The 24284-nt window shown below is 71.1% G+C and carries 23 protein-coding genes; 5 read left to right on the plus strand and 18 right to left on the minus strand.

The window, feature by feature from the left end; translation table 11 throughout:
• Nucleotides 1–81: 81 nt before the first annotated feature.
• From O1R50_RS09535 to O1R50_RS09545, 3 genes are all read right to left on the minus strand, one after another.
• On the minus strand, nucleotides 82–723 hold the full coding sequence (locus tag O1R50_RS09535; RefSeq protein WP_270109757.1) for a response regulator: 642 nt from the start codon (nucleotides 721–723) through the stop codon (nucleotides 82–84).
• Entirely contained in the window at nucleotides 720–1937 is a 1218-nt protein-coding gene (locus O1R50_RS09540) for a sensor histidine kinase (RefSeq protein WP_270109758.1), read from the minus strand. Before O1R50_RS09540 ends, O1R50_RS09535 begins: the two co-directional genes overlap by 4 nt.
• A 121-nt stretch (nucleotides 1938–2058) precedes the next feature.
• Nucleotides 2059–2538 carry a VOC family protein gene (locus O1R50_RS09545; RefSeq protein ID WP_270109759.1) on the minus strand — a complete coding sequence of 160 codons (480 nt, stop codon included), beginning with the start codon at nucleotides 2536–2538 and terminating at the stop codon, nucleotides 2059–2061.
• Nucleotides 2539–2645: 107 nt separating this feature from the next.
• Between O1R50_RS09545 and O1R50_RS09550 the strand changes: the two genes are divergently transcribed.
• The 3 genes from O1R50_RS09550 to O1R50_RS09560 all read left to right on the plus strand — a co-directional run bounded on the left by O1R50_RS09550 (nucleotide 2646) and on the right by O1R50_RS09560 (nucleotide 6149).
• Nucleotides 2646–3008: an iron chaperone gene (locus tag O1R50_RS09550; RefSeq protein ID WP_270109760.1), complete on the plus strand. Its 363-nt coding sequence runs from the start codon at nucleotides 2646–2648 to the stop codon at nucleotides 3006–3008.
• A 239-nt stretch (nucleotides 3009–3247) separates the two neighbouring features.
• Nucleotides 3248–5773 carry an ATP-binding protein gene (locus O1R50_RS09555; RefSeq protein ID WP_270109761.1) on the plus strand — a complete coding sequence of 842 codons (2526 nt, stop codon included), beginning with the start codon at nucleotides 3248–3250 and terminating at the stop codon, nucleotides 5771–5773.
• A 109-nt stretch (nucleotides 5774–5882) separates the two neighbouring features.
• Entirely contained in the window at nucleotides 5883–6149 is a 267-nt protein-coding gene (locus O1R50_RS09560) for a hypothetical protein (protein ID WP_270109762.1), read from the plus strand.
• Here O1R50_RS09560 and O1R50_RS09565 read toward each other — a convergent pair whose 3' ends face one another.
• Nucleotides 6150–6908 carry a DUF72 domain-containing protein gene (locus O1R50_RS09565; RefSeq protein ID WP_270109763.1) on the minus strand — a complete coding sequence of 253 codons (759 nt, stop codon included), beginning with the start codon at nucleotides 6906–6908 and terminating at the stop codon, nucleotides 6150–6152.
• Nucleotides 6909–7092: 184 nt separating this feature from the next.
• On the opposite strand from O1R50_RS09565, the gene O1R50_RS09570 reads away from it, so the two are divergent.
• Nucleotides 7093–7542 (plus strand): DUF4190 domain-containing protein, encoded by a 450-nt coding sequence (locus O1R50_RS09570; RefSeq protein ID WP_270109764.1) that lies wholly within the window; start codon nucleotides 7093–7095, stop codon nucleotides 7540–7542.
• A 21-nt stretch (nucleotides 7543–7563) separates the two neighbouring features.
• On the opposite strand, the gene O1R50_RS09575 is transcribed toward O1R50_RS09570, so the two are convergent.
• The 13 genes from O1R50_RS09575 to pyrR form a co-directional block, all read right to left on the minus strand.
• Nucleotides 7564–9489: a primosomal protein N' family DNA-binding protein gene (locus O1R50_RS09575; RefSeq protein ID WP_270109765.1), complete on the minus strand. Its 1926-nt coding sequence runs from the start codon at nucleotides 9487–9489 to the stop codon at nucleotides 7564–7566.
• A gap of 59 nt (nucleotides 9490–9548) precedes the next feature.
• Nucleotides 9549–10742 (minus strand): methionine adenosyltransferase, encoded by a 1194-nt coding sequence (gene metK / locus O1R50_RS09580; RefSeq protein ID WP_270109766.1) that lies wholly within the window; start codon nucleotides 10740–10742, stop codon nucleotides 9549–9551.
• Nucleotides 10743–10857: 115 nt separating this feature from the next.
• Entirely contained in the window at nucleotides 10858–12102 is a 1245-nt protein-coding gene (locus O1R50_RS09585) for a bifunctional phosphopantothenoylcysteine decarboxylase/phosphopantothenate synthase (protein WP_270109767.1), read from the minus strand.
• A gap of 33 nt (nucleotides 12103–12135) precedes the next feature.
• A complete protein-coding gene (rpoZ, locus tag O1R50_RS09590) occupies nucleotides 12136–12408 on the minus strand; it encodes a DNA-directed RNA polymerase subunit omega (RefSeq protein WP_270109768.1) in 273 nt (90 codons plus the stop codon).
• An 80-nt stretch (nucleotides 12409–12488) separates the two neighbouring features.
• Nucleotides 12489–13097, minus strand: a complete 609-nt coding sequence (gene gmk / locus O1R50_RS09595; RefSeq protein ID WP_270109769.1) for a guanylate kinase — start codon at nucleotides 13095–13097, stop codon at nucleotides 12489–12491.
• Between the two features lie 20 nt (nucleotides 13098–13117).
• The gene (mihF, locus tag O1R50_RS09600) at nucleotides 13118–13441 is read right to left on the minus strand and encodes an integration host factor, actinobacterial type (protein WP_136528615.1); all 324 of its coding nucleotides are present in this window, start codon (nucleotides 13439–13441) and stop codon (nucleotides 13118–13120) included.
• Between the two features lie 148 nt (nucleotides 13442–13589).
• On the minus strand, nucleotides 13590–14507 hold the full coding sequence (pyrF, locus tag O1R50_RS09605; RefSeq protein ID WP_270109770.1) for an orotidine-5'-phosphate decarboxylase: 918 nt from the start codon (nucleotides 14505–14507) through the stop codon (nucleotides 13590–13592).
• Nucleotides 14508–14537: 30 nt separating this feature from the next.
• Nucleotides 14538–15614 carry a quinone-dependent dihydroorotate dehydrogenase gene (locus O1R50_RS09610; RefSeq protein WP_270109771.1) on the minus strand — a complete coding sequence of 359 codons (1077 nt, stop codon included), beginning with the start codon at nucleotides 15612–15614 and terminating at the stop codon, nucleotides 14538–14540.
• A 75-nt stretch (nucleotides 15615–15689) separates the two neighbouring features.
• Nucleotides 15690–19007 (minus strand): carbamoyl-phosphate synthase large subunit, encoded by a 3318-nt coding sequence (gene carB, locus O1R50_RS09615; RefSeq protein ID WP_270109772.1) that lies wholly within the window; start codon nucleotides 19005–19007, stop codon nucleotides 15690–15692.
• Entirely contained in the window at nucleotides 19000–20133 is a 1134-nt protein-coding gene (gene carA / locus O1R50_RS09620) for a glutamine-hydrolyzing carbamoyl-phosphate synthase small subunit (RefSeq protein ID WP_270109773.1), read from the minus strand. Before carA ends, carB begins: the two co-directional genes overlap by 8 nt.
• Entirely contained in the window at nucleotides 20130–21428 is a 1299-nt protein-coding gene (locus O1R50_RS09625) for a dihydroorotase (RefSeq protein ID WP_270109774.1), read from the minus strand. The genes carA and O1R50_RS09625 overlap by 4 nt, the downstream gene beginning before the upstream one ends.
• A complete protein-coding gene (locus O1R50_RS09630) occupies nucleotides 21425–22345 on the minus strand; it encodes an aspartate carbamoyltransferase catalytic subunit (RefSeq protein WP_270109775.1) in 921 nt (306 codons plus the stop codon). The genes O1R50_RS09625 and O1R50_RS09630 overlap by 4 nt, the downstream gene beginning before the upstream one ends.
• Nucleotides 22342–22920: a bifunctional pyr operon transcriptional regulator/uracil phosphoribosyltransferase PyrR gene (gene pyrR / locus O1R50_RS09635; protein WP_270109776.1), complete on the minus strand. Its 579-nt coding sequence runs from the start codon at nucleotides 22918–22920 to the stop codon at nucleotides 22342–22344. Before pyrR ends, O1R50_RS09630 begins: the two co-directional genes overlap by 4 nt.
• A gap of 271 nt (nucleotides 22921–23191) precedes the next feature.
• On the opposite strand from pyrR, the gene O1R50_RS09640 reads away from it, so the two are divergent.
• Nucleotides 23192–23692 carry a transcriptional regulator gene (locus O1R50_RS09640; protein WP_270109778.1) on the plus strand — a complete coding sequence of 167 codons (501 nt, stop codon included), beginning with the start codon at nucleotides 23192–23194 and terminating at the stop codon, nucleotides 23690–23692.
• Between the two features lie 150 nt (nucleotides 23693–23842).
• Here the strand turns inward: O1R50_RS09640 and nusB are convergent, their stop codons facing one another.
• Nucleotides 23843–24283 carry a transcription antitermination factor NusB gene (gene nusB / locus O1R50_RS09645; protein ID WP_270109779.1) on the minus strand — a complete coding sequence of 147 codons (441 nt, stop codon included), beginning with the start codon at nucleotides 24281–24283 and terminating at the stop codon, nucleotides 23843–23845.
• Nucleotide 24284 lies beyond the last annotated feature (1 nt).

A 24284-nucleotide genomic window follows, 5' to 3' on the forward strand; every position in this document is an offset into this window, starting at 1 on the left:
CCGGCCCGGAGCGCGGCGGGCGCGGGGTGACCCCCGCTTGGGTGGCGGCCGCCCCCCCCCCCTGGGGGCCGGACGCCGTTGCTAGACGAGGCCGCCTTCGTAGGCGGCGATCACCGCTTGCGTGCGGTCGCGGACGCCGAGCTTGGTGTAGACGCTGCTGAGGTGGGTCTTGACGGTCTCGCGGCCGAGGAAGAGCTCGGCGGCGATCTCCTGGTTCGAGAGGCCCTTGGCGGCGAGCACGAGGACCTCTCGTTCGCGGTCGCTCAGGTCGCTGATGCCTTTGGGGGCCTTGCGGGTCGGGGTGGCGGCGGCGAGGCGGCGGACCGCTTCGGGGAACAGGAGCGCGTCGGTGCGGGCGACGAGCCGGACGGCCGCGAGCAGGTCTTCGACGCGGGTGCGTTTGAGCAGGAACCCGTCGGCTCCGGCCCGGAGCGCCTGCCACACGTAGTCGTCGTTGTCGAAGGTGGTGACGACGAGGATCTTCGGGGGCGAGTCGAGTTCGGCGACGATCCGCCCGGTCGCCTGGATACCGTCTACTGTGGGCATTCGCACGTCCATGAGGAGTACGTCGGCCTTGCCGGAGCGCGCGATGGTGAGCGCGTCGATCCCGTCCCCGCCTTGGGCGACGACCTCCAGGTCCGGTTCGGCCCCGATGATCGCGGCGAACCCGGTGCGGATCAGGGCCTCGTCGTCGATCAGCGCGATGCGCAGCGGTGCGGTCATTCCCGGCCCTTCGTTTCGATCGGTATGGAGGCGCGCACGGTCCATTCGCCCGCGTCCCAGTCGCTTGCGGCCGTGCCGCCGAGGACGGTGGCGCGTTCGGCCATGCCGATGAGGCCCCGGCCACCGGGGCGCCCGCGCGGGCGGCGCGCGGCCGGGCTGGTCACGGTCACGGAGGCCGCTTCCGTGCCGACGTCCACGGCCACCAGTGCGCGCGGTTCGTCGGCGTGGCGCAGCACGTTCGTCAGCGCTTCCTGGACGATCCGGTAGGTCTCGCGGGAGGCCAAGCGGCCCAAGGCTTCAGGTTCGCCGGTGACGCGCAGGTCGACCGCGACGCCGGACTCGGCGGCGAGCGACGCGAGGTCGGCGAGGTCCCGCTGCGGCGCGCGCGAGTCGTCGCGGTCCTCGCGCAGGGCCCCGATCACGGCGTCGAGCTCGGCGAGCGCGCCGCGGGCGGTCTCGCCGACGGCGGCCATGGCCTCGGCGGCGAACGCCGGGTCGCGCGCGATGAGCCGCGAGGCGGCCTCGGACTGAACGACGACCACCGACAGGGCGTGGCCGACGGAATCGTGGAGTTCGCGGGCGATGCGGTTGCGGGCGGCCAGGCGGGCGGCCTCGGCGCGGGAGGCGGCGAGCCGGTCGCTCGCGCCCTGGCCGAGGAGCCGGGGCGCGAGGGCCCGCATGGCGGCGGTGGTGGCCGCGACGAGCGCGATGAGGGCCGCCAGGAACGCGGGGCCGGTGAGCAGGCCCCATTCGGCGATGGGCCCGGAGAAGACGCCGGGCACGGTGTCGAGCCCGGCGAAGGCGAACCGGGCGCCGTAGTAGAGCAGGAAGGCGACGTACGGGACGAGCGCGAGCGTGATGCCGCTGACGATGCCGCCGATCGCGGCGTGGAGGGTGAACCAGCAGCCGGTGCGCCAGCGGGAGTTCCAGGACTCGTCGTCGGCGGGCGAGGCGAACTCGGCGCCGAGGAGGCGGCGGGCGGCCGTGCGCTCGACTTCCCGGTCGGGCAGGAGCAGCGAGGCGGCGGCGACGAGCGGGAGGACGGCGGCGAAGACGGCGGGTTCGATGACGCCGTTGAAGCCGCTGTCGGGGTCGATGGCGTTGTGGCCGATGGCGCCGACCATCATGAACGGCATCATGAGCGCGCCGCCGAGGATGATCCAGACCCAGCCGCGGTAGGTGGCCCGGGACCAGAGCGGGGCGAGGAGGCGCATGGGGCCATTGTGCCAGCGGCGGGTCATGGGTCCAGCCTCGCAGGCGGCGGGCCCCTCGCCCTCCCTCCGCGGCGGGGGCCCGGTCCCCCGCTCGGGGGACCGGGCCTGCCCGGTACGGGCGCTATTTGCCTTCGTAGGCGTCTTTGAGTCCTTGGAGGTCGATCTTCATCATCTCGTACATGGCCTTGACGGCGCGCACCGCCGACTCCTTGTCGGGACCGCCCACGTACTGGTCCGCCTCGGTGGGCCAGACCTGCCAGTTGACACCCCACTTGTCGGCGATCCAGCCGCACTGGATCTCGCTGCCGCCGTTGGCGAGGAACGCGTCCCAGAGGCGGTCGACCTCCTCCTGGGAGTCGCAGTTGATGAGCAGCGACATGGCGTGGTCGTGCTTGGCCGAGTCGTCGCCGTTGATGGCGGTGAACGACTGCCCGGCGAGGTCGAAGTTCACGACCATGGCGTCGCCTACCTTGCCGTGGGCGTCCTCGACGTACGGGATGGTGCTGGTGACCTTGGCGTCGTCGAAGAGCGTGAGGTACCACTCGACGGCCTCTTCGGCGGCGTTGTCCTGGTACCAGATGTTGGTGACGATCTTCTGCATGGCGGTTCGTCCTTCCGAGCGGAGCTGATATGCCGATTGCACCAGTTGAGACGAGGCTGCGAGCCGAAACTCATCGCTTCGGCGCGGTTCGGCGCTAGGTTTCCGGAATGGTGCAGAGCGACGCGGCGACCGTGGACGAGTACCTGGCGGCTCTCCCGGAGGAGCGCCGGGCGGTGATGACCGCGATCCGGGACGTCTGCCGGGAGGAGCTGCCCGGATTCGCCGAGGTGATGGAGTACGGCATGCCGGCGTTCGCGGGCGAGGGCACCGGCGGGGTCGCCTTCGCCTCGCAGAAGCGGTATATCTCGTTCTACATGCGCGCGGACGTGCGCGAGACCCTCGCCGAGCGCCTCGCGGGCCACGACGTGGGGAAGGTCTGCCTGCGGTTCAGCAGTCCGAAGCGGGTCGACCTGGACCTCATCCGCGACATCGCGAGGGCGACGGCCGCGAGCCCCGGACCGATCCGCTGAGGCTCCCGGCCGCTCCCGCATGGGTGGCGGGGAGCGGCCGGGAGGCGCGGGCCGACGACAGCACGAGTCGGCCCGGTTTCCTTGAGGGGCGTGGCCTGAAAGACGCGGTCTGAAAGGGCACCGCCTGAAAGGACGCCGTGGCATCTACCGAATCCCCATGGGCGGCAACGGCTGCGGGCGTCCCGGAACGTCCCGGACGGGATCCGCGGAGGCGAGCGCACCTCGCTAGACTCAGCGACGTGCGTCATTCCCTCGATGGCCTTGACCCCTCCACCGCCGGTTCGGCGCCCCAGATGGTCGCCCTCCTCCGCGAGCTGCGCGCCGGCTCCGGGCTGAGCATCCGCGAGGTCAGCCGGCGCGCCCGCGACCACGGCGACTGGCTCCCCACTTCCACGCTCGCCGCCGTGCTCAACCGCGATTCGCTCCCCCGCTCCGAAGTGGTCGCCGCGCTCGTGCGCGCCTGCGGCGGCGACGAAGCCGCCGTCGACACCTGGCTCGCCCAGTGCTCCCGCATCGCCGCCGCCGACGTGTCGGACGGCGGCCAGGTCCCGCGCCAGCTCCCGCCCGCCCCGCACGCCTTCACCGGCCGCGAACGGGAACTGCGCCTCATCGGCGAGCACACCCGCGAGGCCTCGCCCCGCGCCGTCGTCGTGGCCGGGTCCGCCGGGATCGGCAAGACCGCGCTCGTCCTCCACTGGGCCCACCGCGCCCTCGACGACTACCCCGACGGGCAGCTCTACGTCGACCTCCGCGGCTTCTCCGGCGCCGACCCGCTCGCGCCTTCCCCTGTGCTGCAACGGTTCCTCACCGCCCTCGGGACCGACGCGGACGAGATCCCGCCGGAGGCTGACGAACGCGCCGCGATGTACCGCTCGCTTCTGAGCCACCGCCGCGTCCTCGTCGTCCTCGACAACGCCCGCAGCCCCGAGCAGCTGCGCGACCTCCTCCCCGGCACCGGAGGGTCCGCCGCCCTCATCACCGCCCGCACCGTCCTGTTCGGACTCACGGCGACCCACGGCGTGCCCCACCTGCGCCTCGCCCCGCTCGCCCGCGACGAGTCCATGGACCTCCTCGGCGCCATGGTCGGCCGCGGCCGCATCGCCACCGACCCCGTAGCGGCCCGCGGCCTCGCCGCCGCCTGCGGCGACCTCCCGCTCGCACTGCGCCTCGCCGCGTGCCAGAGCCTCGCCCACCCCGAACAGGCCCTCGACGAGCTCCGCGACCGCATCGCCAGCGCGCCCCTCGCCAACCTCGACCTCCCCGGCGACGAGGCCGCCGGCCTCCGCTCGTGCCTCGACCTCACCCGCGACCGTCTCGAACCCGCCGAACGCAAGGCCCTCGACGCGATCGGCCTCCACCCGGCCACCGAGTTCGAGCCCGCCGGTATCGCCGCGATCGCAGGGACCACGATCGCCGAGGCCACCGCCGCGCTCCACCGGCTCGCCGAGGTCCACCTCGCCGCGCCCGGCGACGACGGCCGCTGGAGCGTCCACGACCTCGTCCGCGCCTACGCCCGCGAGCTGGCACAGGACCTGCCCGACCGGGACTCGGCACTGGGCCGCCTCTACGACTGGCATCTCGCGACGGTCGCGGGGACCCTGGACCTCCTGTTCGGACTCGAACCGGAGGTCGTCCCCGAGAGCACCGTCCCCGTCCCGTCCTTCGCCGCACCCGACGACGCGATCGCATGGCTCGACGCCCGCCAAGGCGCGCTGTCCGAGATGATCCGCCACGCCGCGTCCGAAGGCCACCCGTGGCACGCGTCCCGCCTCGCGAGCACCCTCTGGCGGCACCAGTACACGCGCGGCCAGCGCACCGAGACCATCGATAACCTGCGGGTCGCCCTGGACGCCGATCGAGCGCTCGGCGACCTCCGCCACCAGGGGACCGTGCTCTACCAGATCGGCAGCACCCAGCGGGCCCTCGGCGCCATCGACGAGGCGTACGCGAGCCTCACCGAGGCCCGAGCGCTCGCCATCGGGGCGGAGGACCGCCGCGGCGAACTCCGGGCCCTCGGCTCCATCGGCTGGTGCCACCTCGAACGATGGAAGCTCGGGGAGGCCCGCGAATGCGCCATCGAGGTCGCCCGCGGGTTCCGCGAACTGGGCGACGCCGACCAGGAGATGAACGCCCTGGACGACATCGCCCACCTCGACCTGCTCACCGGCGACCACGAGAGCGCGGCCGCCGGTTTCGAACGGTCGATCAAGATCTTCGCCGAACGCGGATGGGGCCAGAGCCACGGCGCGGCGCTCGCCGGGCTCGCGCTGCTGCGCCTGCGCCAAGAAGAGCCCGAGACCGCGGCCGAGCTTCTGGACCGCGCCCTCGAGGCCTACCGCGGCACCGGCGACGGCTTCGGCCAGGCCTTCATCCGCAGCCGCCTCGCGAACGTCCGCGCCCGCATGGGCGATCGCACCGAGGCGGTCGCACTCGCCGAGCACGCTCTCGACGCCACCGCCTCGGCCACGAGCGTGGAGCTGCGCATGGAGGTCCTCAACAACACCGGGTTCACCTACTGCGTCGTCGGCGACCCGGTGACCGCCGAACGCCTCCACCGCGAAGCGCTCGACCTCGCCGAGGCCGCGCCCGACCCGTACGAGGAGGCCCGCGCCAACCAGGGCCTCGGCAACTCGCTCGCGGCCCAGGACGACCAGCGCGGGGCACGGAAGCACTGGGAGCGGGCGCTGCGCCTGCACGAGTCGATCGGCACGTACGGGAAGGACGAAGTGGCCGAGCTCCTCGCTCAGACCCCGCCGCACGGATGACGCCGCGCCGACCGCGCCGTCCCACCCGTTGCCGAGGAGCGCGCTCGCCGCCCCTCCCGGGTACACATGGGAGATCGCCGCCTGACCCCCCCGCTGGTATACATGAGCGGTGACCGAACCCCGGCCCGGCCGATTCCGCAACGCCGTCGCGGCGCTCGTCTATCGGATGCAGGCGTTCACCGTCGTCGGATACATGGGCGTCGCCTCGTTCATCGGCGTCGAAGCGCTGATCGTGCTCCTCGGGTTCACCACCGTCCTGCCGATCGCGATCCCGTTCGTGCTGATCGTCCTTGGTCTCGCGTACCTGTTCCGCCAGCGCCTCCGTTCACTGTGGACCGGGTTGCGCGCCAAGCTCAGCCGGAGCGAGGCCGAGTAGTCACGGCCGCGCGCCGGGAACGCCGCGGCCCCCGACCTCGCGCATCAGCTCGGCAAAGCGGAAGGCGTTCCGCACCGCGGCCCCGCCGTGGTCGTTGTTGAAGTACACATGGCATTCGGCCCGCTTCGGCCACGTCTCGTCGATGCGGCGGCACCACGACCGGAGCGCGGCGTCCCCGTAGCTCGGGGCGGGCTTCGCGCGACCCTCGTGGAGCCGCAGGTACCCCCAGGAAGCGGTGCGCCACAACGGGGTCACGGGGCGGCCGCCGCGGTCGGCCCAGCACAGGGCCGCGTCCCGCTCGGACAGGACCGAGCGCACGTCGTCGTTCCACCAGGACTCATGCCGGGGCTCGACGGCGACGCGCGCGCCCTCGGGGAAGCGGTCGAGGCAGTGGGCCAGGCGCTCCGGGTCGGCGTGCAGGTTCGGCGGCAGCTGGAGCAGGAACGGCCCGAGCCGGTCCCCGAGCCCCGCGGAGGCCTTGACGAGCTTGTCGACGGGCTCGGCGGGGGCCTTCAAGCGCTTCACATGGGTGAGGAACCGGCTCGCCTTGACCGCCATCGAAAAACCCTCGGGCAGATGCGACTGCCAGGCCTCGAAGATCGCCCGCTCGGGCAGCCGGTAGAACGCCCCGTTGTTCTCCACCGTGCTGAAGTGCGAGGCGTAGTGGGACAGCCAGTCGCGCTGGGCGAGCCGCTCAGGATAGAACGCGCCCCTCCAGTCCCGGTACTGCCATCCGGAAGTGCCGATGAAGACCGCCATGCTCCAAGTCTGCCTCGCGGCGGCCCGCCAGGTCGGTCAGTCGGGCCCGCGGACCGCGGGGAAGGCGGTTCCGGCGCGCGACGACGGCCACGTACAGGATCGGCAGGGCCACGCTGCCGGTGCCGGGACCCCTCCCGCGGCTCGGCAGCGACACTTGAGGTCCCCCGATGCGAAGGACCCCGCCATGGCCGACGACGAACCCCGCCCCGCGTCCGATCCGAGCCCCGTACCGGACCACGTCCCCGACCAGGCCCCGGCAGCCCCCGTGCCCGACCCGAATCCGGTCGACGGCACCGCCGCATCGAGCACACCGCCGCCGTACGACCCGTACGCCGTCCCACCGCCGCCGTACGATCCGTACGCCCCGCCCCCGCCGTACTACTGGCAGCCGCCGAAGCCCGGCACCAACGGCTTCGCCGTCACGGCCCTCGTCGTCGGCATCGTCGGCCTCTGCTTCTGCTTCGGCTTCCTGGGCATCATCTTCGGCAACATCGCACGGCGCCAGATCGAGGAGACCGGCCAGGCCGGCGCCGGCATGGCCACGGCGGGCATCGTCCTCGGCTGGATCGCGGTCGCCTGGATCGTGCTCCGCATTCTCCTGGTCTTCGGCGTCGGCGCCACCTCGGACTTCTGACCGCACCGATCCCGCTCGGGCTCAGGCGATTTCGCGGGGGTCGATTTGGATCTTGACCTGTTCGGCCTTCGCGCTCGACCGTTCGGCGGCCGCCTTGGCGAGGACGCTCGCGAGGGCGGCGCCGTCGCGGCGGCGGACCCGCAGCAGCAGGCGCTCGGTGTGCTCGTCGACCGGGATCGGCCCGATGGCCTCGGCGTGCAGACCCGCCGGCAGGTTCGCGGCGATCTTCTCCGCCTCGCCGTTCGGCCCGGTGAGCGCGGCGAACTTCATCACCGGCGGGAAGCCCAGCTCTGCGCGTTCGTCGAGTTCGAGGCGCGCGAACCACGCAGGGTCCCAACGGATCAGGGCCTGCACCACCGGCAGGCCGCCGTCGGCCGTGACCACGGCCGTGCCGCGGGGGGCGCACAGCGCCACCGCGTTCATCCAGATCCGAAGCGCCTCTTCAGAAGCGGTCAGTTCGGCACGAGTCAGCTGCGCCCAGGTGTCGAGCAGCAGCACCGCGCCGTAGCCTTGCGGCGCAGCCGGTTCGACTCCGGGCGTGGACACGACGATGCGGCGGCCCCGCGGAATCGCGTCGAGCCGCTCCGAAGCGTTCGACTCGACCACCTCGACGCCGGGGAAGGCGCTCGCGAGTTCCTCAGCGGTCCGCGCCGCACCGATCACGTTCGCCCTGATCCGCGTCGATCCGCATTCCTTGCAACGGTATTGCTCATCGACCCGGCCGCACCAGGTGCACACCGGAGGACGGCGCGGGCCGGTGAGCCGCAGCGGTCCAGTGCATTCGGGGCACAGCGCGCGGGTGCGGCAGCGCTGGCAGGACACCGCCGGGACGTAGCCGCGGCGCGGCACCTGCAGGAGCACCGGCAGATCGTCGTTCAGTGCTTTCCGGGCGGCTTCCCAAGCGACCGTGGGCAGTCGCGCGGTGGAACTCGACGGGTCGGCCGCGAGGTCGGCGTCGTCGCCGATCGGCACGACCCGGGGCGCGGCCGCGCGGAGCGCGTCGCGTTCGCCGACCGCGGAGACGGCCCAGCCGGTCTCGACGAGGAGCTGCGCCTGCGGGGTGCGCGAGAAGCCGCCGACCACGCAGGCGGCCCCGGCGAGTTCGGCGCGGGTCAGGAGCACGTCGCGGGCGTGCGGGTAGGGGGCGTGGAGGCTGATCAGGTTCTTGTCGCCGTCGTCCCACACCGCAACGAGCCCAAGGCGTTCCACCGGGGCGAGCATCGCGACCTGCGTGCCCGCGACCACGCGGACCTCCCCGCGCAGCGCCTTGAGGAACGACCGGTAGCGGGGCGTCGGCCCCATCGCGTTCGAGATCGTGACGTGCCGGTCCGGACCGAGCACATTGTTCAGCGCCGCATCGAGCCGTTCCAGGTCGTACTGGTCGGGGACGACGAGCAGCGCTCCGCGCCCGGCGGCAGCGGCGGCAGCGGCGGCCTCGGCGAGTCGGGCGGCCCAGTCCTCGCCGGGGACGGCGTTCCAGACGATGCGGGGTTGCTTGCCCGCGCCCAACGCGCGCAGGAATGCCTCGCCTGCGATATATCTATTCCAGAGAGCGTGGTTCGGAGCCTCCACCTGCAGCGGTTCGGCCGGGACCTCCTTCTCGACCCGCAGCTTGCGTTCGGGAAGCGCGAGGCGCAGCACGTCGGCCAGGTTCCCCGCATAGCGGTCGGCGACGCGCCTGGCCGCCGCGGCCACTTCAGCGGTGAGCACCGGCCCGGGCGGGACCGTTTCGAGCACCGGCAGGATCTTGCCGGGGAAGTCCGTGCGGTCGCGCAGCTCCATCACGGTCGCCTTGAGTTTGCGGCCGTTGAACCGCACCGCGACGCGGCAGCCCGGGCGCACCTCGTCGAGGAGTTCGACCGGCACCCGGTAGTCGAAAAGCTGGTTGAGCTGCGGCAACGGGTGGTCTACGCAGACCGCTGCGTATCGTGCCGGGGACTCGTCCATCGAATAAAAGTACCGGGCGGCTCCGACAATGGGAGCCGCCCGGTGCCTTCAGCTTGTGCCTAGTTCACGGCCTCTTTGAGGGCCGCGGCTCGGTCGGTGGCCTCCCAGGTGAACTCGGGGAGTTCGCGGCCGAAGTGGCCGTAGGCGGCGGTCTTGGAGTAGACCGGGCGGATCAGGTTGAGGTCGCGGATGATCGCGGCGGGGCGGAGGTCGAAGACCTCGAGCACCGCGCGCTCGATGCGCGCGGGGTCGACGGTCTCGGTGCCCTGCGCGTCGACCGCGACGCTGACGGGCTTGGCCTTGCCGATCGCGTAGGCGACCTGGACCTCGCAGCGCTCGGCGAGCCCGGCGGCCACGACGTTCTTCGCCACCCAGCGGGCGGCGTACGCGGCCGAGCGGTCGACCTTCGACGGGTCCTTGCCGGAGAAGGCGCCGCCGCCGTGGCGGGCGTACCCGCCGTAGGTGTCGACGATGATCTTGCGGCCGGTGAGGCCGGCGTCGCCCATCGGGCCGCCGATCTCGAAGCGGCCGGTCGGGTTCACCAGGAGCTTGTAGTCGGCGGTGTCGAGGTCGAGACCCGAGACGACCGGCGCGATGACGTGCTCGGCGACGTCGGGCGACAGCAGCGAGTCGAGCGAGATGTCGGGCGCGTGCTGGCTCGAGACGACCACCGTGTCCAGGCGGACGGGCTTGTTGCCCTCGTACTCGATGGTGACCTGGGTCTTGCCGTCCGGGCGCAGGTACGGCACGGTGCCGTCCTTGCGGACCTCGGTGAGCCGCTGGGAGAGCCGGTGCGCCAAGGCGATCGGCAGCGGCATGAGCTCAGGGGTCTCGCGGCACGCGAAGCCGAACATGAGGCCCTGGTCGCCCGCGCCCTGCAGGTCCATCTCGTCGATGTCGCCGGAGTCCACACGGGACTCCCAGGCCTTGTCGACGCCCTGGGCGATGTCGGGGCTCTGCCCGCCGATCGAGACGTTCACGCCGCACGAGGCGCCGTCGAAGCCCTTCTTGGACGAGTCGTAGCCGATCCGCAGGATCGTGTCGCGCACGATCCGGGGGATGTCCGCGTAGGCGTGGGTCGTGACCTCGCCCGCCACGTGCACCTGACCGGTGGTGATGAGGGTTTCGACCGCGACCCGACTCGACGGGTCCTCGCCCAGCAGGGCGTCCAGGATCCCATCGGAGATCTGGTCGGCGATCTTGTCCGGGTGGCCCTCAGTGACCGACTCGGAGGTGAACAGGCGACGTGCCACGGCACTCCTCAACACTTCCACGCCGCGGTACGGCGCTCTTCGACTGACTTCGCAGCTCACAAGTCTATGCGGTGAAGATCATCCCACCAAGTCGGCACGCGGCGGTCACGCGGTGTCAATCGCGTCCACTCAGCGGGAGTCGCGCCGATACTGCGTCCCAGATGGCGTCGGCCACGACCTCCTTCGAGACGCGCTCGCGGACGTCGACTTCGCCACGTTCGTCGAACACGGTGACCGAGTTCTCCGCGGAGCCGAACACGGCGCCCCCCGAGACGTCGTTGAGGACGACCAAGTCGGCGCCTTTGGCCTCGCGTTTGCGCATCGCGTGCTCGGGGCCGTCGTTCGTCTCGGCGGCGAACACGACGAGCACCTGTTCGGGCCGCTTCTCGCGGCCCACCGCCGCCGAGATGTCCGCGGTGGAGGTCAGCGCGAGGTCGAGGTCGCCCTTGCGCTTGAGCTTGCGGTCCGAGCGCTCTTTCGGGGTGAAGTCGGCGGGCGCGGCGGCGAGCACCGCGGCGTCGGCTTCGGCGGCGGCCTTCACCGTCGCCTCGTACAGCTCGCCGGTGGTGGAGACGCGCTCGACGCTGATCCCGGCGGGCAGCGGCGCGTCGATGTGGGCGGCGATGAGGTGCACGTCCGCGCCGCGCGCGGCGGCCGCGGCGGCGAGGGCGATGCCCTGCCGGCCCGAGGAGTGGTTCCCGATGAAGCGCACCGGGTCGATCGGCTCGCGGGTCCCGCCGGCGGTGACGAGGACCTTGCGGCCCAACAGGTCCCGCTTGCGGGAGATAGGGAGAGCGTCCACTCCGGTTCGGGGAGAGGCGTCGCGGGGCGACGGGTGCGGGAGGAAGCCCTTGATGAGCGCGAAGAGCGATTCGGGTTCGGGGAGGCGGCCGGGGCCGGTGTCGGCGCCGGTGAGGCGGCCCGAGTCGGGTTCGACGACATGCGCGCCGCGCTCGCGCAGCGTGGCCACGTTCGCGCGGGTGGCCGCGTGCTCCCACATCTCCGTGTGCATCGCCGGGGCGAACACGACGGGGCAGGTGGCGGTCAGCAGCGTGCTGGTGAGGAGGTCGTCAGCGCGGCCGTGCGCGGCCCGCGCGAGCAGGTCGGCCGTCGCGGGGGCGACCACGACGAGGTCGGCCTGGCGGCCGAGCCGCACGTGCTTGACCTCGGAGACGTCGGAGAAGACGCCGGAAGCCACCCGGTGGCCCGAAAGGGCCTCCCAGGTGGCTTCACCGACGAACTTGAGCGCCGCCTCAGTGGGAATGACGTGGACGTCGTGTCCGGATTCCTTGAGGAGGCGGAGCAGGATGCAGGCCTTGTAGGCGGCGATGCCGCCCGACACGCCCAGGACGATGTTCACGCGCGAAGCTTACGCCTCGGCAACACCGGACGCTTACGCGTCGGGGTCGTCGAACGCCTTCGTCTCGAGCAGACCCTTGTCGAGCTCGCGCATGGCGATCGACAGCGGCTTCTCCTCGGGAGTGGTCTCGACGAGCGGGCCGACGTACTCGAGCAGGCCTTCGCCCAGCTGCGAGTAGTACGCGTTGATCTGGCGCGCGCGCTTGGCCGAGTAGATGACCAGCTGGTACTTCGACTGGCTCTTCTCGAGCAGGTCGTCGATCGGCGGGTTGGTGATGCCGACGGGGTCGGCGACAGTCCCTGACACGTGTAATCCTTCGTGTGCGACTTGTTGTTGCTGCCGGTTCCGGGATGCCGGAACCCGACGCTTTCCTGGCCCTGCCGCGCCTAGGCGCGGCTGGCCGCCTTCGCGGCCAAAGCCGGAGAACTGAGCAACTCTACCAGCTCGGCGGCCGCCTGCTCGATCGACACATTGGTGACTGTGTGATCGAACTCGGCCTCCGCGGCGAGCTCTTGGCGGGCGGCGTCCAGGCGGCGCGCGATCGTGGCCTCGTCCTCGGTCCCCCGCCCGGTGAGGCGGCGGACGAGTTCGTCCCACGACGGCGGCGCCAGGAACACCAGTTGGGCGTCCTGCATGGCCCGGCGGACCTGGCGGGCGCCCTGCAGTTCGATCTCCAGCAGCGCCGGGAGTCCGGCGCGCAGGCGCTCCTCGACCGGGCCGCGGGGGGTTCCGTAGAGGTTCCCCGCGTAGGAGGCCCACTCAAGGAACTCCCCCGCGGCGATCATCGACTCGAACTGCTCGGTCGACACGAAGTGGTAGTCGGCGCCGTCGACCTCACCAGGACGCGGCTTGCGGGTCGTGGCGCTCACGGAGAGCCAGACCCACGGGTAGTACTCCTGGATGAGGGCCTTGACGCTGCCCTTGCCGACTCCGGACGGGCCGGAGAGCACCGTGAGGCGCTGGGCCAGGGCGGCGTGGTGACGATCGATGCTCACGCGACTACAACTACCCGAACTTAGGCCTGGTCGCCCTTGAATTCATCCAGAAGCGCGGCGCGCTGGTGCTCGCCGAGGCCGCGCAGCCGACGGGAGTCGGCGATCTTGAGCTTCTCCATGATCTGGGTGGCGCGCTTGTCGCCGATGCCGGGGAGGGCCTTGAGCACGGCCGAGACCTTCATCTTGCCCGAAATGTCGTCGGTGGCAGCGGACTTGAGGACCGCTTCCAGGGTGGTCTCGCCCGACTTCAGCTTCTCCTTGAGCAGCGCGCGGGCCTTGCGGGCCGCGGCGGCCTTTTCAAGGGCGGCGGCGCGCTGTTCCGGAGTCAGTTTAGGGAGCGGCACGGGGTCTCCTTGCAGTCGATGGTTTCGTCCCTGTGGACCTTGACGTGCGGGTATCGCTGAAGCATACCCAGCTCGGGAACGGTAACCCCAGCGTCCGACACGCCTGCGACCGGGGGTGGGGCAAATTCCGGCCCCGGAAATCGCCGCTTTATTCCCCCATCGCGGCGCGGCATTCCTCCTGCAGCGCCTCGACGGCGCTGCGAATGCTCGCCACGGCTGGCCCCGGCTGTGCGATTTGTCGGGAATAGGACGGAATTGCGAAGTTCGTTGCCGCGCCGAGGACGCGCGGAAGATCACTCGGGCGTCCACCCTGGGCGCCCATGCCCGGGACCAGGATGGGGCCGTTGAACTGGGACAAGTCGTGAGCGGTGTCACGTTGGCGCACGGTGGTGTGCGTGATTCCGTAAGTCGACTCACGCAGGCGCGCCTCCCCTTCGGAGGCGCAGGCGCCGATGGTGGCGCCCATGACGATGCCGAAGGAGCCCATCGGCTCGGCGTCGCCGTTGTGCTCGTTCACCTCGTCGATGATCCCCTGCGCCACGGACTTGCCGTCGCGGCGCTTGGCCATCTGCACCTGCTTGCCCTCGGGGTTCGAGGTGCGGGCCAGCACGAACAGGCCCTTGCCGTGCGCGTTGGCGAGGTCGAAGGCGGGCTGCAGCGAACCGGTGCCGAGGAACGGGCTCACGGTGATCGCGTCGACCGCGAGCGGCGAGGCCGGGTCGAGGTAGGCCTGGGCGTAGGCCGCCATCGTGGAGCCGATGTCGCCGCGCTTGACGTCCAGGATGACGAGCGCCCCCGCCTTGCGGGACTCCGCGATCACCCGTTCGAGGAGCGCCACGCCGCCCGAGCCGAACCGCTCGTAGAAAGCCGACTGCGGCTTGATGAACGCGCAGGACCCGGCGGTCGCCTCCACGATCGTCATCGCGAAGCGCTCGGCTCCGGCCAGGTCGTCGTCGAGCCCCCAGTGCTGCAGCAGCGCGCCGTGCGGGTCGATTCCGGCGCACAGCGGCCCGCGTACCTGCGAGAGGTGGTGGGCCCGGGAGCCGAAATCCTTGTTGGTAGGCATTGCACTTCCTTAAGAGGGTCAGGCTTGTCGTCAGTTGGACTGAGGGGTGCGGGCGCCCTTGCGGACGGAGGATCGGTAGCGGCGCACACTGCTGCGCACCAGGCCGGGCCCGTTGAACACGAGGCCCGAGTAGAGCTGGACGAGGCTGGCGCCGGCGTCGAACATCGCCTGCGCGTCGTCGGCGGTCATGATCCCGCCGGAGCCGATGATCGGCAGCGTCCCGCCCGTCTCGCGGTGCACGAAGCGCACGATCTCGCGCGAGACCTGGGTCAGGGGCTTCCCCGACATGCCGCCGGGCTCGGCGGCGATCGCGTCCTCGCTCGGGTCGACGCCGTCGCGGCCCAGGGTCGTGTTCGTGGCGATCACGCCCGAGACGCCGGACTCGAGGCAGACCTCCAGGAGCTGCGCCATGGCCGGTTCGGTGAGGTCGGGGGCGATCTTGACCAGCACCGGCCGCGGCTGGCGGCCGGCGGCCAGGCGCACCCCTTCGGCGCGCAGCGCGCCCAGCAGGGCGCGCAGGGCCCCGGCGTCCTGCAGCTGGCGCAGGCCCGGCGTGTTCGGCGAGGAGACGTTGATGGCGATGTAGTCCGCGAACGGGTAGAGGAACCGCATCGAGATCAGGTAGTCCTCGATCGCGGCTTCGAGCGGCACCACCTTCGACTTGCCGATGCTGATGCCCAGCGGGCAGTTCACGGCCGGGGCGGCGGTGAGCCGCGCGGCCAGGGCCTGCGCGCCATCGTTGTTGAAGCCCATGCGGTTGATGATGCCCTCGGAGCGGCGCATCCGGAACATGCGCGGCTTCGGGTTGCCCGGCTGCGGCTGGGCGGTCACGGTGCCGATCTCCGCGAACCCGAAGCCGAGGGCGGGCCAGGCACCCGTGGCGACGCCGTTCTTGTCCATCCCGGCGGCGAGGCCGATGGGATTGGGAAAGGGGATGCCGCAGACCGTGACAGGGGCGCTGACCTGGTTGAGCTTGATGAGCGCGTTCCGGGTCTGCCGTTGAGAGGACAGGCGGGAGAGCCAACGCAGGGTGGTCTCGTGCGCTCGTTCGGCGTCGCCGCGTCCGATCCGGAACAGGACCGGGCGGGCCAGATTCTGATACAGCATGCTCATTCCTGTATACGTCAATGCACCGGGTGAGTGACACCGCTACAGGAGCGCTGTCACCCACCCGGTGCGGGATTAGACGAGCGTTTCGCTGCCGCGGAGGCGCTGGTGCAGTTCCTGGAGCGAGGCGACGCGGATCTCGCCGCGGGAGGCCGATTCGATGGCCTGGGTGGCGGCGGCCGCGCCCTGGATGGTCGTGACGCAGCTGACGTCGGCGACGACGGCGGCCGAGCGGATCTCCCAGCCGTCGGTGCGGGGGCCCGAGGAGGCCGAGGGCGTGGTGATGACCAGGTCGATCTCGCCGGAGGCGATGAGGCTGACGGCGTCGACCGCTTCGCCGGAGCTGTGGCGTGCGACGGGCGTGAAGTCGATGCCGTGCCGTTTGAGGACCAGGCCGGTGCCTTCGGTGGCGTAGACGGTGAAGCCGAGGTCGACGAGGCGGCGCACCGGGAAGACGATGGCGCGCTTGTCGCGGTCGGCGACGGACACGAAGATCTTGCCGGAGGTGGGCAGCTTGCCGTAGACGGCGAGCGTGGCCTTGGCGAAGGCGAGGCCGAAGGACGAGTCGATGCCCATCACTTCGCCGGTGGACTTCATCTCCGGGCCGAGCACGGCGTCGAGTCCGGCGCCTTCGACGGTGCGGAACCGCTTGAAGGGCAGGAGGACCTCCTTGACCGAGATCGGGACTTCGGGTCCGGCGTCGGAGCCGTCGCCTTCGGGCAGGAGCAGGCCTTCGCCGCGCAGTTCCTCGATCGTGGCGCCGAGGGCGATGCGGGCGGCGGCCTTGGCGAGCGGCACGGCGGTGGCCTTGGAGACGAACGGGACCGTGCGCGAGGCCCGCGGGTTCGCTTCGAGGACGTAGAGCTGCTCGTCCTTGAGGGCGTACTGGACGTTCATGAGACCGCGCACGCCGATGCCGAAGGCGAGCTTCGCGGTGTAGTCGCGGATCTGCTCGATGACCGTGGCGCCCAGGGTGATGGGCGGGAGCGCGCAGGAGGAGTCGCCGGAGTGGACGCCGGCCTCCTCGATGTGCTCCATGATGCCGCCGAGGTAGAAGTCGGTGCCGTCGCAGAGGCAGTCGACGTCGATCTCGATGGCGTCGTCGAGGAACCGGTCGATGAGGATCGGGTGCTCGGGGCTGGCCTCGGTGGCGCGGGAGATGTATCCGGCGAGGGTGTCCTCGTCGTAGACGATCTCCATGCCGCGGCCGCCGAGGACGTACGACGGACGCACGAGCACGGGGTAGCCGATCTGGGCGGCGACCTCGCGGGCCTCCTCGTAGGAGGTGGCGGTGCCGCCGGCGGGGGCGACGAGGCCGAGTTCGTCGAGGAGGCGGCCGAAGACGCCGCGGTCCTCGGCGCTGTGGATGGCCTTCGGGCTGGTGCCGACGATGGGCAGTCCGGCGTCCTGGAGGCGTTCGGCGAGGCCGAGCGGGGTCTGGCCGCCGAGCTGGACGACGACGCCGACGACGCCGGGCCCGCCCGCGCTGCGGCCGGACTCGTTCTCGGCCTGGTAGACCTCGGTGACGTCCTCGAAGGTGAGCGGCTCGAAGTAGAGCCGGTCGGCGGTGTCGTAGTCGGTGGAGACCGTCTCGGGGTTGCAGTTGACCATGATGGTCTCGAAGCCGACCTCGCGCAGGGCCTGCACGGCGTGGACGCACGAGTAGTCGAACTCGATGCCCTGGCCGATGCGGTTGGGGCCGGAGCCGAGGATCATGACCTTGGGCCGGTTGGAGGGCGCGACCTCGGTCTCGTCCTCGTAGGTCGAGTAGTGGTAGGGCGTGTTGGCCTCGAACTCGGCGGCGCAGGTGTCGACGGTCTTGTAGACCGGGCGCAGGCCGAGCCGGTGGCGCAGGCGGCGCACGCCGTCCTCGCCGGCGAGCTCGGGGCGCAGGGCGGCGACCTGGGCGTCGGAGCATCCGGCGCGCTTGGCCCGGCGGAGCAGGGCCTCGTCGACGACGGCGGCGTTCTCGATCTCCCCGCGCAGGTCGATGAGCTGGGCGACCTGGTCGAGGAACCACGGGTCGATCTTGCAGGCCTCGTGGACCTCCGCGACCGTCGCGCCGAAGCGGAGGGCGCGCTCGGCGGTGTAGAGGGTGCCGTCGTGCGCGGTCCGCAGCGCTTCCATGGTGTTCTCGAGGGTCGCGCCCTCGGGGTCGGGGCGGGTCCAGAACCCGGCCTGCTTGGTCTCGGTGGACCGCAGGGCCTTCTGGAGGGCCTGCTGGAAGGTCCGGCCGAGGCTCATGGCCTCGCCGACGGACTTCATGGTGGTGGTCAGGGTCGGGTCGGCGCCGGGGAACTTCTCGAAGGTGAAGCGCGGGACCTTGACGACGACGTAGTCGAGGGTGGGCTCGAACGCGGCCGGGGTGGCCTTGGTGATGTCGTTCGGGATCTCGTCGAGCGTGTAGCCGATGGCGAGCTTCGCGGCGATCTTCGCGATCGGGAAGCCGGTGGCCTTCGACGCGAGCGCAGAGGATCGGGAGACGCGCGGGTTCATCTCGATGACGATCATGCGGCCGGTGGCCGGGTCGATCGCGAACTGGATGTTGCAGCCGCCGGTGTCGACGCCGACCTCGCGGAGGATGGCGATGCCGACGTCGCGCATGTGCTGGTATTCGCGGTCGGTGAGGGTCATCGAGGGGGCGACGGTGACGGAGTCGCCGGTGTGGACGCCCATGGGGTCGACGTTCTCGATGGAGCAGACGACCACGACGTTGTCGTTCCGGTCGCGCATGAGCTCGAGCTCGTACTCCTTCCAGCCGAGCACGGACTCCTCGATGAGGACCTCGGTGGTGGGGGACTCGGCGAGGCCGTTCCCGGCGATGCGGTCGACGTCCTCCCACGTGTGGGCCATGCCGGAGCCCAAGCCGCCCATGGTGAAGGAGGGGCGGATGACCACGGGCAGGCCGAGGTCCTTGACGGTGTCGCGGACCTCGTCCATGGAGTGGCAGACCGCGGAGCGCGGGACCTCGCCGCCGACCTTGAGGACGACCTCCTTGAACTGCTGCCGGTCCTCGCCGCGCTGGATGGCGTCCATGTCGGCGCCGATGAGCTCGACCCCGTACTTGGTGAGGATGCCGGCCTCGTGGAGGCCGACGGCGGCGTTGAGGGCGGTCTGGCCGCCGAGGGTCGCCAGGATCGCGTCGGGCTTCTCCTTGGCGATGATCTGCTCGATGACCTCGGTGGTGATCGGCTCGACGTAGGTGGCGTCGGCGAACTCGGGGTCGGTCATGATCGTGGCCGGGTTGGAGTTGACGAGGGTGACGCGCAGGCCCTCCTCGCGGAGCACGCGGCAGGCCTGCGTGCCGGAGTAGTCGAATTCGCAGGCCTGGCCGATCTGGATGGGTCCGGACCCGATGACCAGGATGTGCTTGAGGTCTTCGCGCTTAGGCATGGGTCGGGGCCCCTTCTTGCTGCTGAATGAGTTCGATCAGACGGTCGAACAGGTAGTCGGCGTCGTGCGGCCCGCCGGCGGCCTCGGGGTGGTACTGCACGGAGTAGGCGGGCACGTCGAGGCAGGTGAGGCCTTCGACGACGTCGTCGTTGAGGCAGACGTGGCTCACCTGGACGCGGCCGAAGTCGGTCTCGAAGAACTCGCCGCTCTCGGGGGCCTTGAGGGCGAACCCGTGGTTGTGGGCGGTGATCTCGATCTTGTTCGTGTGGCGGTCGAGCACCGGCTGGTTGATGCCGCGGTGGCCGAACTTCAGCTTGTAGGTCTCCAGGCCCAGGGCGCGGCCGAGGATCTGGTTGCCGAAGCAGATGCCGAAGACCGGGACCTTGCGGCGCAGCAGTTCGCGGGTGAGCTCGACCTGGTGGTCGGCGGTGGCCGGGTCGCCGGGGCCGTTGGAGAGGAACACCGCGTCGGGGTTGCCCGAGAGCAGCTGGTCCACTTCGGCATGGGCCGGGTAGACGGTGGTGGTGATGCCGCGCGCGGCGAGGCGGCGCGGCGTGTTCCGCTTGATGCCCAGGTCGAGGGCGGCGACCGTGTACTTGGTCTCTTTGGCCTCGTAGGTGTAGGGCTCGGAGGCGGTCACGGCGCCGACGTGGTTGGCGCCGGCCATGTGCGGGGTGGCGCGCACCTTCTGGAGGAGCGCGGCCGCGTCGGTGTCTCGGGAGGAGATGCCGACGCGCATGGCGCCGGCCTCGCGCAGGTGGCGGGTGAGCGCGCGGGTGTCGACGCCGCAGATTCCCACGACGCCCTGTGCGGCGAGCTCGTCCTCGAGGCCGCGCTCGGCGCGCCAGTTCGAGGCGGTGCGGGCGGGGTCGCGCACGACGTACCCGGCGACCCAGATGCGGCGGGACTCGTCGTCCTCGTCGTTCCAGCCGGTGTTGCCGATCTGCGGGGCGGTCTGGGCGACGACCTGCCCGTAGTAGGACGGGTCGGTGAGGGTCTCCTGGTAGCCGGTCATGCCGGTGTTGAAGACCGCTTCGCCGAAGGTCTCGCCGACGGAGCCGTAGGCCTCGCCGCGGAAGGCGCGGCCGTCCTCGAGAACGAGGATCGCTGGTGCTCTGCTGCTCATTCGGACATCTCCTCTTCGATTTTCCCGTTCAACACGGTGGCGCGCCCGCGAAGGAACGTCGCCTGGACGGTGACCGGGAGTTCCATCCCGGCGTAGGGGGTGTTGCGCGACAGGGAGGCGAGGCCCTCGGGCACCACGGTCCAGGTCGCGGAGGGGTCGACGAGGGTGAAGTTCGCTTCGGCCCCCGGCTGCGGGTCGCGGCCGTGGGCTTCGAGGCCCGCGATCCGCGCGGGGGTGCGGGAGGTGCGCTGGGCGAGCACGTCCCAGTCCACGTCGGAGGGTCCGCCGAGGGCGAGGACGCTGATCGAGAGCGCGGTCTCGAGGCCGAGCATCCCGGGGCGGGCGGCGGCCCACTCGCATTCCTTGTCCTGCGGGGCGTGCGGGGCGTGGTCGGTCGCGACGGCGTCGATCACGCCCTCGGCGAGCGCGGCGCGCAGGATCGCGACGTCGGCCTCGCGGCGCAGCGGCGGGTTGACCTTGTAGACCGGGTCGTAGGAGCGCGCGGCCTCGTCGGTGAGGAGGAGGTGGTGCGGGCAGACCTCGGCGGTCACGTTGGCGCCGCGGGCCTTGGCCTCGCGGATGATCGCCACCGAGCGGGCGGTGGAGACGTGGCAGAAGTGGACGCGCGCGCCGGTGTACTCGGCGAGGAGCACGTCGCGGGCGATGATCGCCTCCTCGGCGACGGACGGCCACCCGGGCAGTCCGAGCTCGGCCGAGACGGCGCCCTCGTTCATCTGGGCGCCTTCGGTGAGCCGCGGCTCCTCGGCGTGCTGGGCGATGAGGCCGTCGAAGGTCTTCACGTACTCGAGGGCGCGGCGCATGAGCACCGGGTCGTGCACGCAGTGGCCGTCGTCGGAGAACATGCGGACCTGCGCGGCGGACTGGGCCATCGCGCCGATCTCGGCGAGCCGCTTGCCCTCCAGGCCGATCGAGACGGCGCCGATGGGCTGCACGTCGGCGTACCCGGCGGCGCGGCCGAGCGCGGCGACCTGCTCCACCACCCCGGCCGTGTCGGCCACGGGGTAGGAGTTCGCCATGGCGCACACCGCGGTGTAGCCGCCCTTGGCGGCGGCGCGGGTGCCGGAGAGGACGGTCTCGGCGTCCTCGCGGCCGGGCTCGCGCAGGTGGGTGTGGAGGTCGACGAGGCCGGGCAGGAGCACCAGGCCGTCGGCGTCGACCACCTCAGCGTCCTTTGCGGACACCGAACCGACCTCGGCCACTCGGCCGTCGCGGACGAGGACGTCCTGACGTCCCCTGCCGACGATGTCGGCGCTCTTGATGAGCAGATCGCTCACTTGCTCTCTCCGTTCGTCAGCAGGAGGTAGAGGACGGCCATGCGGACCCACACGCCGTTCGTCACCTGCTCGGTGATGGTGGCGCGGGGCGAGTCGGCGACGGACGCGGCGATCTCCATGCCGCGGTTCATCGGGCCGGGGTGCATGACGATAGCGTGGTCGGGCATGAGCGCGAGGCGGCGCTCGTCGAGCCCGTAGAGCCGCGCGTACTCGTTCGCGGTGGGGAAGAACGCGGCGTTCTGGCGCTCGTGCTGGACGCGGAGCATCATCACCGCGTCGACGCCCTTGAGGCTGGCGTCGAGGTCGTAGGCGATCTCCACGGGCCAGTCGTCGATGTCCTTGGGCAGCAGGGTGGGCGGGCCGACCAGGCGCACGTTCGCGCCGAGCTTGGTCAGCAGCCAGATGTTCGAGCGGGCCACGCGCGAGTGGAGGATGTCCCCCACGATCGCCACGGTCCGGCCCTCGATGCCGCCGAGGCGTCGCCGCATCGTGTAGGCGTCGAGCAGGGCCTGGGTCGGGTGGGCGTGCGTGCCGTCCCCGGCGTTGAGCACCGCGCCGTCGAGCCATTCGGTGAGCCGCTGCGGGGCCCCGGCGGCCGGGTGGCGGATGACCACCGCGTCGGCGCCCATGGCCTGCAAGGTGAGCGCCGTGTCGCGCAGGCTCTCGCCCTTGTTGACGCTCGAGGTCTTGGCCGCGAAGTTGACGACGTCGGCGGAGAGCCGCTTGGCGGCGGTCTCGAAGGAGGTGCGGGTGCGCGTGGAGTCCTCGTAGAAGAGGTTCACGACGGTGCGCCCGCGCAGCGCCGGGAGCTTCGGGACCTCGCGGCCGGTGACGGCCTCGGCCATCTGCTCGGTGACGTCGAGGATGAGCTCGGCTTCCTCGCGGGTGAGCTCCTTGGTGGTGAGCAGGTGCTTCATCGGTCTCGTCCTCCGGTCAGGATCACGGCGTCGAGGCCGTCATACTCGTGGAGGCGCACGGCCACGGACTCGTCGCGCGCGGTGGGGATGTTCTTGCCGACGTAGTCGGCGCGGATCGGCAGCTCGCGGTGGCCGCGGTCGACCAGGATGGCGAGCTGGACGCTCGCGGGCCGGCCGAGGTCGTAGAGCGCGTTGAGCGCGGCGCGCACGGTGCGGCCGGAGTAGAGGACGTCGTCGACGAGGATGATGCGCTGGTCGTCGACGCCGCCGGGCGGCAGCTCGGTCGGGCCGAGGGCCCGGAGCGCGTTGCGGCGCAAGTCGTCTCGGTAGAGCGTGATGTCGAGGGTCCCGGCGGGGACGTCGAGGTCGGCGAAGCGGCGGATGCGGTCGGCGAGCCGGCCGGCCAGCGCGACGCCGCGGGTGGGGATGCCCAGGAGCATGGTGTCGGGGGCGCCCTTGGTCTTCTCGAGGATCTGGTGGGCGATGCGGTCGAGGATGCGGCCGATGTCCTCGCCCGAGAGGATCTGCTTGCCCGACGGGTCTTCCTCTGACTGCCTGAGGGCAGGGGAAACCACGCGAACCTCCTTCTCCGCCTCACTGGACGGTCTGTTAAAGAACGGTTTCGTCGCGGGCCATGCTACGCCGCCCGTGACGGAGCGTAAAGGCCGATCCCAAAAGCGCGGGGTCGGTAGCGGCCATGATGTCAGGTTTTTCCAGGTTTGCCAGGCGGTTACGTGGGGCCTACGCGACGAAGAACACTGTTTGGGGGCACCCCAACGGCCGATGGTGACCGACCGTAGTCAAGAATAGGATTCCTCTCGTACCGAAAATTGGAGTTGATCCAGCATGGCGACATCTGACTACGCCAAGGCGCTCGGCAACCGGCTGCGTGACATCCGCATGCAGCAGGGGCTGTCGTTGCAAGGCGTCGAGGACAAGTCCGGCGGCAAGTGGAAGGCCGTCGTCATCGGTTCCTACGAGCGAGGCGACCGGTCGATCACCGTCAGCCGTCTCGCCGAGTTGGCCGACTTCTACCGGATCCCCGTCTCTGAGCTGCTTCCCGAGGGCGTGCCGCTCCCGGTCGAGCAGGCCGAGAAGATCGTTCTCAACCTCGAGGCGCTCTACGACCACCCCGACTCCGACCTGGAGCACGTCGCCAAGCTGGCGCGCTCCATCCAGCAGCGTCGCGGTGACTACAACGGCCGGATCCTCTCGATCCGCGCCGACGACCTCTACACCCTGGCCGTCGTCTACTCGACCACGCCTTCGGGCCTGATCGAGAAGCTCGAGGACTTCGGTGTCCTCGTGCACGACCTGCAGGCGTTCTTCGCCTCGGACTCCGAATAGGTCCTGAGCAGGACACTTGGCAAGCAGGCGGCGGCCGGGCCCCGGATCGGGGGGCTCGGCCGCCGTTTCCGATCAGGGTCTGACGGCGAAGGAACGGCCGGGCTCCGGCTGTGTCGCAGTCGGGGCCCGGCCGTTTCCTTGCGTCTGAAGCTATTCGGCCCTGGCGGCGGCGTCGAGGACGGCGTTCACGAACGAGGTGTCGTCCGAGGAGCCGATCTGCAGCGCCACGCGCATGGCCTCCTTGATGGCGACGGCGGTGTCGACGTCGTCCACGTGGCGGATCTCGTAGAGGGCCACGCGCAGCACGTTCCGGTCGACGGCGGGCATGCGCTCGACCGACCAGCTCGTGGACGCCTTGCCGAGCACGGCGTCCAGTTCGTCCAGGTGGGAGGCGACGCCGCGTACGAGCTGCTCCGAGTACGCCGGGAGGCGCGGGGCCTCCGGGTCCTTGAAGGCCCGGTCGGCGCGCTCGGCGAGGACCCGGGAGGGCTCGGTGTCGCGGCTTTCGGCTTCGTACAGGATCTCGACGGCCCGCATCCGCCACTTGGTGCGGGCAGTGAGCCGGTCAGGGCTGTTGCTCTGGTTCCCCACG

It is taken from the genome of Glycomyces luteolus (genome assembly GCF_027622875.1).
GTDB classification, from domain to species: Bacteria; Actinomycetota; Actinomycetes; order Mycobacteriales; family Micromonosporaceae; genus Glycomyces; species Glycomyces luteolus.

Bases quoted from the DNA above. Each gene is read 5' to 3' on its own strand.
- O1R50_RS09535 (WP_270109757.1), bottom strand. From the start codon at position 723: ATGACCGCACCGCTGCGCATCGCGCTGATCGACGACGAGGCCCTGATC.
- O1R50_RS09540 (WP_270109758.1), bottom strand. From the start codon at position 1,937: ATGCGCCTCCTCGCCCCGCTCTGGTCCCGGGCCACCTACCGCGGCTGG.
- O1R50_RS09545 (WP_270109759.1), bottom strand. From the start codon at position 2,538: ATGCAGAAGATCGTCACCAACATCTGGTACCAGGACAACGCCGCCGAA.
- O1R50_RS09550 (WP_270109760.1), top strand. From the start codon at position 2,646: ATGGTGCAGAGCGACGCGGCGACCGTGGACGAGTACCTGGCGGCTCTC.
- O1R50_RS09565 (WP_270109763.1), bottom strand. From the start codon at position 6,908: ATGGCGGTCTTCATCGGCACTTCCGGATGGCAGTACCGGGACTGGAGG.
- O1R50_RS09570 (WP_270109764.1), top strand. From the start codon at position 7,093: ATGGCCGACGACGAACCCCGCCCCGCGTCCGATCCGAGCCCCGTACCG.
- O1R50_RS09575 (WP_270109765.1), bottom strand. From the start codon at position 9,489: ATGGACGAGTCCCCGGCACGATACGCAGCGGTCTGCGTAGACCACCCG.
- pyrF (WP_270109770.1), bottom strand. From the start codon at position 14,507: ATGCCTACCAACAAGGATTTCGGCTCCCGGGCCCACCACCTCTCGCAG.
- O1R50_RS09610 (WP_270109771.1), bottom strand. From the start codon at position 15,614: ATGCTGTATCAGAATCTGGCCCGCCCGGTCCTGTTCCGGATCGGACGC.
- carB (WP_270109772.1), bottom strand. From the start codon at position 19,007: ATGCCTAAGCGCGAAGACCTCAAGCACATCCTGGTCATCGGGTCCGGA.
- carA (WP_270109773.1), bottom strand. From the start codon at position 20,133: ATGAGCAGCAGAGCACCAGCGATCCTCGTTCTCGAGGACGGCCGCGCC.
- O1R50_RS09630 (WP_270109775.1), bottom strand. From the start codon at position 22,345: ATGAAGCACCTGCTCACCACCAAGGAGCTCACCCGCGAGGAAGCCGAG.
- O1R50_RS09640 (WP_270109778.1), top strand. From the start codon at position 23,192: ATGGCGACATCTGACTACGCCAAGGCGCTCGGCAACCGGCTGCGTGAC.